Annotated in this window: 11 protein-coding genes; 4 read left to right on the top strand and 7 right to left on the bottom strand. The window is 63.1% G+C overall.

The window, feature by feature from the left end:
• Positions 1-61 precede the first annotated feature (61 nt).
• The 3 genes from flhC to VG320_RS10455 form a co-directional block, all read right to left on the bottom strand.
• Positions 62-664: a flagellar transcriptional regulator FlhC gene (gene flhC, locus VG320_RS10465; protein ID WP_103703088.1), complete on the bottom strand. Its 603-nt coding sequence runs from the start codon at positions 662-664 to the stop codon at positions 62-64.
• A gap of 10 nt (positions 665-674) precedes the next feature.
• The gene (gene flhD, locus VG320_RS10460) at positions 675-995 is read right to left on the bottom strand and encodes a flagellar transcriptional regulator FlhD (protein WP_327200037.1); all 321 of its coding nucleotides are present in this window, start codon (positions 993-995) and stop codon (positions 675-677) included.
• Between the two features lie 834 nt (positions 996-1,829).
• Complete coding sequence (locus VG320_RS10455; RefSeq protein WP_414696010.1) at positions 1,830-2,705, bottom strand: helix-turn-helix domain-containing protein; 876 nt, start codon at positions 2,703-2,705, stop codon at positions 1,830-1,832.
• Between the two features lie 558 nt (positions 2,706-3,263).
• On the opposite strand from VG320_RS10455, the gene VG320_RS10450 reads away from it, so the two are divergent.
• A complete protein-coding gene (locus VG320_RS10450) occupies positions 3,264-3,695 on the top strand; it encodes a DoxX family protein (protein WP_327200035.1) in 432 nt (143 codons plus the stop codon).
• Positions 3,696-3,774: 79 nt separating this feature from the next.
• On the top strand, positions 3,775-4,044 hold the full coding sequence (locus VG320_RS10445; RefSeq protein WP_327200034.1) for a hypothetical protein: 270 nt from the start codon (positions 3,775-3,777) through the stop codon (positions 4,042-4,044).
• Between the two features lie 83 nt (positions 4,045-4,127).
• Here the strand turns inward: VG320_RS10445 and VG320_RS10440 are convergent, their stop codons facing one another.
• Both VG320_RS10440 and VG320_RS10435 read right to left on the bottom strand, forming a co-directional pair.
• Positions 4,128-5,603, bottom strand: coding sequence for an MFS transporter (locus tag VG320_RS10440; protein ID WP_327200033.1), 1,476 nt, complete (start codon positions 5,601-5,603; stop codon positions 4,128-4,130).
• A 148-nt stretch (positions 5,604-5,751) separates the two neighbouring features.
• Positions 5,752-7,053 carry an MFS transporter gene (locus VG320_RS10435; protein WP_327200032.1) on the bottom strand — a complete coding sequence of 434 codons (1,302 nt, stop codon included), beginning with the start codon at positions 7,051-7,053 and terminating at the stop codon, positions 5,752-5,754.
• A gap of 367 nt (positions 7,054-7,420) precedes the next feature.
• Here VG320_RS10435 and VG320_RS10430 point away from each other — a divergent pair, with 367 nt between their 5' ends.
• Positions 7,421-8,134 carry a response regulator transcription factor gene (locus VG320_RS10430; RefSeq protein WP_327200031.1) on the top strand — a complete coding sequence of 238 codons (714 nt, stop codon included), beginning with the start codon at positions 7,421-7,423 and terminating at the stop codon, positions 8,132-8,134.
• 138 nt (positions 8,135-8,272) lie between these two features.
• Here the strand turns inward: VG320_RS10430 and VG320_RS10425 are convergent, their stop codons facing one another.
• Positions 8,273-8,485, bottom strand: a complete 213-nt coding sequence (locus tag VG320_RS10425; protein ID WP_042297186.1) for a hypothetical protein — start codon at positions 8,483-8,485, stop codon at positions 8,273-8,275.
• Between the two features lie 286 nt (positions 8,486-8,771).
• The gene (locus tag VG320_RS10420) at positions 8,772-9,104 is read right to left on the bottom strand and encodes a hypothetical protein (protein WP_327200030.1); all 333 of its coding nucleotides are present in this window, start codon (positions 9,102-9,104) and stop codon (positions 8,772-8,774) included.
• Between the two features lie 299 nt (positions 9,105-9,403).
• On the opposite strand from VG320_RS10420, the gene VG320_RS10415 reads away from it, so the two are divergent.
• A partial coding sequence (locus tag VG320_RS10415) for a transglycosylase domain-containing protein (protein ID WP_327200029.1) occupies positions 9,404-11,473 on the top strand: 2,070 nt, incomplete at its 3' end.

Genomic DNA, 11,473 nt, shown 5'->3' with positions numbered 1-11,473 from the left:
ACGGCTTCGCGTCTAGTCTTTGCTGCTGCGTCCGGTTGACCGGATCTTGGATCTCCTACGCTTATGCAGCCTCGGCAATGCCGTCCGGCGTTTCCACCGGAAGGTTGCGCTCGGTCTGCTCTGCGCCCCGTCGCGCTGCAGCCGCCTTCTTCGTCTTGCCGGCGCGCGAAGGCGGCTGGCATGCACCACACACGACGTTGTGCTGCAGGTCGTGTTTGTGCGCGACGAACTTACCGCCACAACGGCAGCAAGGCGTCATCTGCAGAATATCTGCATCGAAAAAACGCACCAGGGTCCACGCACGGGTGAGATCGAGCACCGGCTCGGTCCCGCTGTGGCGGCAGTGTTCCAGATACAGCCGGAACCCCTTGGTGAGCGCGTCGAGATGCGAGCAACGCGCTTCGTTCTTGAGGAACAGGTACGTGTTGTAGAACAACGAGGCGTGGATGTTGGCCAGCCACGTCATGTACCAGTCCGCCGAGAACGGCAACATACCCTTGGGCGGCGAAACGCCGCGGATCTCGCGGTACAGACGGATCATACGGTCGCGTGAAAGCGAAAGTTCGCTCTCCAGCACCTGCATCCGTGCACCCAGCTCGATCAGCGCGATCGCGCGAAAAACTTCCTGCGCGTCTTCGGTGAGGCTGCGGCGGTTCGTCGTCATGACCCGTCCCTCAGGCGAATTGCACAGCCGGCTGACCTGCAAGCAGGATCGCCGCGTGAGTGGCCGCCACGTCTGCATGCTTTGATGTCTGCGTAAGCGCAGTCAGCATCGCATGGTCGTCGAAGCGGAAAAGACAAAGAAGCTGGTCGGAAGCAGCCAGCTTCACAATCTGTGCGAGCGACAGATTGGAAAGCAGATCGGCCAGTTCCGACGACAGGCCCAGGCGGAACATCCCGACTGGCTTGTCCTCGCGCAGCATGCGCTGTGCGAGCATCAGATACGACAAATTAATTTCGCGGATTGAATCCAGCGTCTCGCTGCTACGGTCCATTTCTCTCTTTTCCGAAGCCCCGATTAACCCCCCGGCATTTGCTGCCGTTGTAACTTTTTTGGCTCTTGCGTCGGTCCACTCATTCACGGTGGCGCCTGACTTCTTGATACAACGTGTTACAACTCGTAACACGTTGGAGCGAATTGTATGAGGACTAATCTCAGAAATCAATCCCTTCTCAAAAAAATAATGCCGCTGTTACAAATAATTTCGGTAACTTTTTCTGAGGATTGAAGACGCTTCTGTGACAGTCGCCAGCAAAGCCTTATGGGTTGGGGAATTAAGCCAAAAAGCCCATGAAATAAGGGTTTTCAGGGTGTTGTCGATGCATGCGCAACGAATCGGAATAGACTGCTGCGCCAGGATATGCCGAATAAACGGTTTGAAAGGAATTACGTTGACAGGTAAGAACTACCCAGTGAATTGTTAATACATATGAGGATTAATCTGTAACAGGTGTTTCGACCCCGTGTAACTGGCTTTGTCAAGATGTGACAGAGCGTGTACATCTGCGGTGCATTGACGCGCTTTTTACCGATGCTGGTTTACGCGTATATGTAATTCGCATTAAAACAACAGTTTTTTTGGGGTGAGAGCGCGGTAATGGCCCGAAAGTTTATGTCATGACGTGATGCAAGGGCGTCGAGAGCCGCGAATTGGCTCGCTCGAGGCGAAACCCCGGCGTTTTTGGCACAGCCGGCCAGCGCAGCAGCATCAGAGAAAGTGTTACCGACGAAGTGTGGGTTTCGTGGGCTCAGGTCGATTTGTAACAGCCCCGGCGCATTTCGCGTTCAGGGCCATATGCGCCTTTATTTAAATGCCTTGATTGCCCCATTAATTCCGCTTTGTTCGCAGCGCTTCGGCGGTTGATGCATCGGCGGGAAAAAACGCTTCGATGGCCAGTTCGGAAAGCGTGATGTCCACGGGCGTGCCGAAGATCGTCGTGGTGCTATAGAACGACAGTTCGCCGATTGCGGTGCGCAAGCGCAGCGGCACGGCAATGTGGTGGGCAATCGTTTCGGCGCTGGCGGGCGATGCGCCGGGTGGGGCGGGATAGGCGGCAAGCTCGTCTTGAAGTGTAACGAGGGCCGCATCCGCACTAGCGTCGATCTGCCGTTGCAGCCTCGCAAGCAGATGCGCGCGCCAGGCGTGCCAGTTAACGATGCGCGGTGCGATGCCCTCGGGATGCAGCGAGAGCCGCAGTGCGTTGACCGGGGCAACCAGCAGCGCCGGCGATGCATCGCCAATCAGCGGCGCGAGCGCGCCGTTCGACGCCACGATATTCCAGTGCCGGTCCACCGCAAGCGCGGGGTAAGGTTCGTGCGCACGCAACACGAGTTCAACCGCTTCGCGCGCCGCCGCCAGTTGCGGGTCGTCGAGCGCGCGTTCGCGATAGAGCGGCGCGTAGCCCGCCGCGATCAGCAGGGCATTGCGCTCGCGCAGCGGCACATCGAGCCGTTCGGCCAGATGCATCACCATTTCCCGGCTAGGCGTCGCGCGTCCCGATTCCACGAAGCTCAGATGGCGCGTGGAGATTTCGGCTTCGGTCGCGAGCAGCAACTGACTCATACGGCGGCGCATGCGCCATTCGCGCAGCAGTTCGCCGACGCTGCGGCGCGCTTCGCCGGCAGCCATTGCCGGCAGGACGAATGCAGAGGACGCGAGCGTGTTCATGTTGCGGATTCTAGCGAAACGCTGTGCACGATCCATTACCTCCGGCGTCATGGAGATTCTGCAGAGCGCTTCGCAGCGGCATCGGCAGGGATATAAGCAAACCGTGCAAAAGAACGCATGCGACGATCGCGCGCGGCGCTTACCGGTCGAGTTTTGATCGCCTAGAATCTAATCCTCACACTCTGTCTGGCGGCTTGGCGAAGGAGACGGCCATGAGGGAAACGGTTGCTGCTTATTTGCTGGGCCCAGCCGTGATGGTGCTGGTTTGCGCGGCATCGTGGTTTATTTCACGCCATAGCCGCGGCTCGATCGAGCAGCGTGTGACGCGCTGGCTCGATGGCAGACGTCCACACGGTATGCGCCATAAGCATTGACTGTGCCCGCGCGTCGCGCAAGTCAGCTCGGGTAAACGCGCGGCGATCTTTTTGTCTGTCGAATCGGTCGCCAGATAAATCGGAGTCCGAAGTATTGTGCCGGTCATCGGCACGGTCCGGTTTTGCTGTGTCCTCTCTCCTTGCCTTCATGTAATCCGAAAACCAGGGGAACTGTAGGGCGCGAACACGGTCACTGCGTTATTGCATACCGGAGCCCTCCATGACCCGTCCCGCCGATTCCCTCATCATCTTCATCGCCCGACTCGCGCTTGCGATACTGTTTCTCTGGGGCGGCGCCATGAAGCTCTTGGGGTATGCGGGGTTCGTCGGCTATCTGCACGCGCATAACGTGCCCTACGCGCAGATCGCGGCGCCCGTCGCCACGGCGATCGAACTGCTGGGCGGGCTCGCGGTCGTGTTTGGCGTCCGCACGCGTTTCGTTGCTTTCGTGCTGGCCGTGTACGCTATCGTTACGGCCGTACTCGGGCACGATTTCTGGAACGTCACCCAGGCCGCGTTGCAGCAGGATGCGGTCGTGCACTTCTGGAAGAACGTGGCGATCGCGGGCGGTTTCCTGCTACTGACCGTAACGGGCGCGGGACGTGCTTCCATTGATGGACTGCGTGCGCCGCGCGGCGGTTTCGGCGGCTAGGCCAGTCAAGACGCCATGGCGCAGCGCAGGTCGATCACGGACACGATCCATTGAATCCACACGAAACAGGGAGCCGGCTTTGATACAAAACTTCGATTTCAACGTGGGCGGCAAGACGGGGCAGTTCTGCGCGAGTCTCGCCGAAGACGGCACGCGCCGCGTGCTGATCAGCACCGCCGATACGGCGACGACACTGGTGATCCTCGATGCCACGGGCTTGCTTGGCGCGCTCAAGGCGGAACTCGAGGAGCCAGCCCAGTTGATCGCCCATGCCATCCGCAAGGCGCAGAACGACGGACTGATCGAGCGTGCCTTGAGCACCGGCGCGATCCAGGAGACCTCGCTCTAGGCGCACGATACGCAGTTCGCTACGGCTAAAAGGCTCCGCAAGGAGCCTTTTTTCGTCTGAATCGTCTGGATCGTGCGCTGGGTTCAGCGCGATGTTTTCATACCTGGCGTTGCGGTGGTGGCTTGCGCCGGATGGGCGGTATCGGCGCGCATGGTCCACGCCAGCCAGGCGGCGATGAAAAGAATGGCCGCCGAGATCGCCGCGTCGCCGTGCAGACCGCTCACGACTTCGCGGGCCGCTCCGCCGCCCGTGAGCGCACCGAACGCCGCCACGCCCACCGCGCCTCCCGCCTGGCGCGCGGTGTTCAATAGCGCCGATGCCGTGCCGGCGCGCGCTGGCTCGACGGCGCTCAGCACGGTCGTCGTCATGGCGGGCACCGCGAGACCCATGCCGCTCGGGATCAGCAGGAAGGCAGCCAGCAAGGCGGCGAGCGGCGTGCCCGCATCGACGGGAATCAGCAGCGCATAGCCAAGCCCCGCAACCAGTGCGCCGCCGATCATCGGCAGGCGCGTGCCGAAGCGCGCAACCACATGCCCGCTCGCGATATTGGAGATCAGGAAGCCGCCGGTGAGCGGGATGAACGTGAGGCCCGCCTGTAACGGCGTCTGGCCGCGCGCATGCTGGAGAAACAGGGCGAGCACGAACACCGTGCCGTAATAGGTCAGGTTCACGCAGATGCCGAACAGCACGGCCGCGCTGAAGGTGCGATTGCGCAGCATCGCGAGCGGCAGCATGGGATCGGCCGTACGCGCTTCCTGCGCAACGAACCCCATGCCCGCTGCCACGGCCAGCAGCAGGCCGCCCCAGATCGCCCAGTGCGTGAAGCCGAGCGGCCGCCATTCGATCACCGCGCCCGTGAAGGCCGTGAGCGCGACGACGGCGAGCAACTGCCCGCGTACGTCAAGGCTGCGCGGGCGCTGCGGGGCGGCGGTGTTTGCATCGCCATCGCGCGGCTTCGCTGGAATCCATGCCAGCGTGGCGGCCAGTCCCGCCGCGCACAGCGGCAGATTGACGAGAAAGATGCTGCGCCAGCCGAAGGCCGCAATCAGCAGTCCGCCTGCAACCGGCCCGGCGGCGATCGAGATCGCGCCCGCCGCCGTCCAGAAGCCCACGGCGCGGGCGCGCAGCGAGCGCTCGTGGCGGCAGGCCTCGTTGAGCAACGCGAGCGAGTTCGGCAGCATCGCGGCGGCTCCGGCGCCTTGCAGCGCGCGGGCGGCGATCAGCAGGGCAGGGTTCGCCGCAAGCCCGCAGGCCAGCGAGGCGAGCGCAAAGACCACGAGGCCGACTGCGTACATGCGTCGCGCGCCGTAGCGGTCGCCGAGCACGCCGCCCGAGAGCATCAGCACCGCGAAGGCCAGCGTATAGGCATCGACGATCCATTGCAGCCGCGCGATGTTCGCGTGCAGATCGGCGGCGATGCGCGCCAGCGCGATATTGACGATGGTGACGTCGAGCTGGGTGACGACGAAGCCCACACTGACCGTCCCCACGACGCGCATGAGCGCGGGCGTGAAGCGGACGTGAGGGGCGGCGGGCGGGGTGAGGTGTGCGGGTTTCATGCGTCCTATGTTAGGACGCAGGCTGCGCGGACGTTTCGCTCTGGCGTGAAAGGTCGAAGCAGCGCCGGGCGATCGAACAGCAAAATAAAAACGGCGCCGGATCATGATCTGGCCGTTTTTAAGGCCGTTGCGATTGCCGCACTGCGCTTTAATCGCCCCGCACCGGATCCTTGAAAAACAGCGTGGTCAGGGCGCCCAGCACGCAGATTGCGGCGACGTAGTAGGTCGGCGCGAATGGCTGCGACTTCATCAGCAGCGCGACGACGATCGGCGTCAGGCCGCCAAACACTGCATAGGCGACGTTGTAGGAGAACGAGATGCCCGAGAAGCGCACCACCGGCGGAAAGGCGTGGACCAGCACAAACGGCACCGCGCCGATCGTGCCCACCAGCAGACCGGCGACGGCGTACAGCGGCAGCAGCAGCGAACTGTCGACGGCCATCTGACGGAACAGCGTGTAATAGGAGATCGCCAACGCAATGCCGCCGATCGACAGCACGCGGCGCGCGCCGAAGCGGTCGGCCAGCGCCCCCGCGCTCACGCAGCCCACGGTCAGGAACAGCGTGGCGACGCAGTTGGCGAGTAGCGAAGTGGTGGCGTCCAGATGGAACTGCTTCTGCAACAGCGGCGGCGTCATCAGGATCACCACCACGATGGCGGCCGAGAGCATCCACGTCAGCAGCATCGACACGATCACGGCGCGGCCGTGGTCGCGCAGCACCGCCTTGAGCGGGATTTCATCGGCGAGCGACTTGCGCGCCTGCATTTCCGCAAAAACCGGCGTTTCGTGCAGCCAGCGGCGCAAATACACCGAAAACAAGCCGAAAACGCCACCAATCAGGAAAGGTATGCGCCACGCATATGAGGCGATTTCCGTCGGCGCGAAGTGATGATTGACCGCTGCCGCGATCAGCGAGCCCAGCAGGATGCCGAACGTGAGACCCGCCGTCAGGGTGCCGCAGGCGTAGCCGGTATGGCGGCGCGGTACGTGTTCGGAGACAAACACCCACGCGCCTGGCACCTCGCCGCCCACCGCTGCGCCTTGCAGCACGCGCAGCGCGAGTAGCAGCACGGGCGCGAGCGCGCCAATCGTCGCGTAAGTGGGCAGGCAGCCCATCGCCAGCGTGGGCAGCGCCATCAGCAGCACGGACAGCGTGAACATGCGCTTGCGCCCAAGCAGGTCGCCAAAGTGCGCCATGACGATCCCGCCGAGCGGTCGCGCCAGGTAGCCCGCCGCGAAGATGCCGAAGGTCTGCAGCTGGCGCAGCCAGTCGGGAATCGCCGCCGGAAAGAACAACTGGCCGATGGCCGGCGCGAAGAACACGAAGATGATGAAGTCGTAGAACTCGAGCGCGCCGCCGAGAGCGGCGAGGCCGAGCGTCTTGTAGTCGCTGCGCGTGAGCGCGCGTGCCGGGGCGCTCGCGCGAGCGTCCAGATCCGTTGCCTGCATTTCCGAAATGGTCCGTACCGTGAAGTTGTTATCGAGTTCGCGTTTGAAGCCCGGTTTGAAGCCGGTTTGAAGCCGATTGGCGTCACGCCGGCATGCGCGCGGGTGGCGCGTGGGGCGGCGGTGGTCGGAAGGCGGGCGCGGGTGGGCACGGGCGCGCGCGGGGCCGGGTAGGCCAAAGGCAAGGGCGCGCGTCGACGACTTCTAGCCAGCCGGCGATTTTACAGGAAGCCGACGATGCGCCTGGCATCGTGAAAGTTGTCCCAATCGATGAGGCGGTTGTGCAAAGCGCATCAATTCGGATTGTTCTGATGGGCGGCCTTTGCACTTCTCCACAAAATTGCACGTTCCGAACTTAAGAGATTCCACTATGCGTATCGCGATTCTCCAGCGCGACACCATCCAGCGCGGCCAGATCGAACGCGTGCTCGTGCAGAGCGGCCATGCCTGCCTGCCGTTCAGCGACGGCGTCATGCTGGCCAAGGCGCTGGCCGCTTCCACCGTCGACATGCTCGTGCTCGACTGGCAGGGCTCGCGGTTTTCGGGCGCGGATTTATTGAAGACGGTGCGCGCCGTGAACGGCAACCAGATCCCGGTGCTGTTCGCGTCCGAAGACGGCTCGGACGACAGCGTGGTGCGCGCGTTTTCAGTGGGCGCCGACGACTACGTGAGCCTGCCTGTGTGCGCCTCGGTGCTGAGCGCCCGGGTGAATGCGCTGCTGCGCCGCGCGTTTCCCGAGCGCTACGACCTGCCGACGCTCGACGCGGGTGCCTACCACTTCGATTCGCGCCGGCAGCTCGTCACCGTGCGGGGTAATGCGGTCGAACTGTCGACCACGCAGTTCCGACTCGCCTCGCTTTTTTTCGCCAACGTCGGCCGGGTGCTGTCGCGCGACCACATCTATGCGATGGTCTGGGGCCGCGAACTGCACACGCTCACGCGCACGATCGACAGTCATGTTTCGCGCCTGCGCGTGCTGCTCGACATCGAAGAGCACAACGGTTTTCGCCTGCAGCCGGTCTACAAGAGCGGCTACCGGCTGCTGCGCCTTCAGGACGACGTGCCCCAGCGCGCGGCGGCCTGATCGAGCCTGCGCACGTCTGCCCACGTCAGCGGGCAATAAAAAACGGCGGCACGCCCATGCGTGCCGCCGTTTTGCTATTCGTGCCGTGTCAGTGCCAGTCCATGCCGATCGCACGCCAGGCGCGCGGCTTTCACTGCCTCAACGTGCGAGGCCAAGCCCCTGCAGGACCGCGTTGCCCTCGGGCGTCAGGCGGATCTGCGTGGCGCCCGCTACGACGTCGCCGGGCACCTGCTCGACGAGACCCGCTTCCTGCAGCGACGAGATCTCCGGCTTGGCGTGTGCGTCGATGGGCGCGTGCAGCAGCACCAGCAGGGTGGCCAGTTCGTGATGGCTCAGCAGGCGGCGCAGGATCGTGCGCTTCGCAGGCTTCGCGGCCTTTTCGCTGCTTGCTTCTTTTGTTGCCGATTGCTTTGAACCTGTCCAGTACACGGGCACCTCCTGCTGCGTTTCTTATGGGTGACGCGATGATGCGGACGAAGACTTAAACGATTCTTAAAACCCGCTCGCGAAAATGTGTCGCCGTACTACATGACGTTACGTCACGTAAGCCGAAGTAACCGGGCTTGCACCACGTCAACTTATGCGGCGCAAAGCCTTGATTACAGAAGACAAACGGTAAACGAACGCGCGAGAGAAATCAGGGCGCGCAGGTCTTGCTCGCGCCCTCGATCCAGAGGTTGGCGGCGTGGCGCTTGCCCGCGTAGAAGCGGTAGGTGGTGGTGCCGTTATCGGCGCGCACCTTGATGACGTTGGAGTCGCCGAAATCAAGCATTTCGCCTTGCGGCAGCGAGGTGGTGCTGAAGCTGGAGTTATGCCGCGTGGCTTCCACGGTCAGACACGAAATCACATCGCGGACCGAACGGTTGGTCGTCGAATCGATGACCGGCTGGCCCGAATCCGGATTGCCTTGAAACCAGGCGCAAGCGCCGAGCGTGAGCGAAAAGGCAAGGGGCACGACTAGCTTCTTCATATTGCTCCTGATGCATGGGCCGCTGGCGGCCGGGGGACCGAAGATTATATCGGCAGCACGTCGCATGCCGCGTTGGGTCGCCCACATTGGCAGCGTGTCGATCAGGCGTCTGGCGGTTGATGACGGACAGATGGCGCTTGCGCACGCATGCGTTCCAGATCGTGCGGGCACGCCTGTTGCGAGCATGCGACTGTTGCACTCGACGTGCGTCAAGAGCGCACACGAACACGCATGAGGCGAGATAGACTATCTTCCAGAGGTGTACTCCGCGATCTGACGCGACGTCAGGGAGAATAACCATGAGCCGCCCGTCGGTCCGTTTTCCTGTTCGCGCCACCGGTGCCGGTTCGATCTGGCGGTGGGTCAAATGGGGTTTCATTGTCGCGTTTCTGGCCGCCATAGTCATATTGGCGCGCATCGTCCAGATCGAGATCGACACCTCCCGGCTGCAGGCGCGCTACCTTTCCGAGCTAACGCGAGACATCGGCTTTACAGTCGAAAGCGGGCCGAGCCACAACATCCAGTTCCCCACTACCAACGGTCCGTACGACGTGCGGCTTGGCTACGCACAGCTACCGTCGTTCACTGATCGACTCACGCAGCGCGGCTTCACCATCGCGGCGCAGGCCCGTGATTCCGAACGCATGATCCAGCTTGCCGGAGACGGACTTTTCCTGCCCTACGAGGAAAAAGACCAGGCCGGCATCGCGCTGCGCGACGCCAACGGCGGCACGCTGTTCCACACGCGTTATCCGCAGCGCGCCTACGAGAGCTTCGACGCGGTGCCCCCGCTCGTGCGCGACTCGCTGCTCTTTATCGAAGACAAATATCTGCTGGCCGCCGACCAGCCGAACCGCAACCCGGCCATCGACTGGGGACGCTTCAGCCGCGCACTCGTCGATCAGGGCGCGCGCATCGTCAATCGCCATCAGCAGACGCCAGGCGGCAGCACGCTCGCCACGCAGATCGAGAAGTTCCGCCACTCGGCCGGTGGTCGCACCGCCACGCCGCCTGAGAAGCTGCGCCAGATCGCCTCGGCTTCGGTGCGTGCATATCTGGACGGCCCGCAGACGATGCCCGCGCGCCAGCAGATTCTCGTGCACTACCTGAATTCCGTGCCGCTTTCGGCGAAGGCGGGCATCGGCGAAGTGAGCGGGATTGGCGACGGCCTTGCGGCCTGGTACGGGCGCGATTTCCGCGACGTGAACCGCATCCTGCGCGAACCGGTGTCGAGCGCCACACTCGACGAGCAGGCGCTAGCTTTCCGGCAGGTTCTTTCGCTGCTGATCGCGCAGCGTGCGCCCTCGTATTTCCTGCAGAAGAATAACGACGCGCTGGCGAAGCTCACCGACAGTTATCTGCGTCTACTCGCCAGCGGCGGCGTCATCTCGCCCGCGCTGCGCGACGCCGCGCTTGCGACCCAGCTCTCGCTCGACCGCTCGAAACCTGCGCCGCGTCCGCCCGCATCCTATGTGGACCGCAAGGCGGTGCTGACGTTGCGCACGCAGTTGATGCAGGCGCTGGGTCTCAAGACGCTCTACGATCTCGACCGACTCGACCTGACCGCCACGGCCACGCTCGACGACTCTGTGCAGCAGGCGGTGAGCGACCGGCTCGCCGATGCCGCGACCAAGGACGGCGCGCGCGAAGCGGGGCTGGTCGGCTTCGAAATGCTGCGGCCTTCCGACGATCCTTCGAAGATCGCCTACAGCTTCACGCTGTTCGAGCGCCGCAACGGCGAGAACCTCGTACGCGTGCAGACCGACAGTGTGAACCAGCCCTTCGACATCAATTCGGGCGCGCGCCTGAATCTGGGCTCGACGGCGAAGCTGCGCACGATCATTACGTATCTGCAGATCGTCACCGCATTGCATGAGAAGTACGCAAACGAAGACGCGAAGACGCTGCGCGCAATGCTGTCGCAGGTCGACCCGAGCGACGCGCTCACGCGCTGGGCGATCGACTATCTGTCGAAGACGCAGGACCGCTCGCTCGACGCGATGCTCGAAGAGGCGGTGCAGCGCAAGTATTCCGCGAACCCGGGCGAGACCTTCTACACCGGCGGCGGTGCGCAGAGTTTCAACAACTTCGAGTCGAGCGACAACGCGCAGATCCTAACGGTGCAGCGTGCCTTCCAGCATTCGGTGAATCTCGTGTTCGTGCGGCTGATGCGCGACATCGTGCACTACGAGATGATCCAGACCTCGGGGCAGCCTTCGACGTGGCTCGACGACCCGGTCGCGCGTAATCGCTATCTGACGCAATTCGTCGATGGCGAAAGCCAGGTGTATATGAAGCGCTTCTACACGCGCTATCAAGGCAAGAGCAACGACGCGGCGCTGGCGCTGCTGCTGCAACATACGCGTAAG

The organism is Paraburkholderia sp., from assembly GCF_035948235.1.
GTDB lineage: Bacteria > Pseudomonadota > Gammaproteobacteria > Burkholderiales > Burkholderiaceae > Paraburkholderia.
The sequence above is the reverse complement of the archived record's forward strand: the minus strand, read 5'-3'. Positions and strand labels throughout refer to the sequence as shown.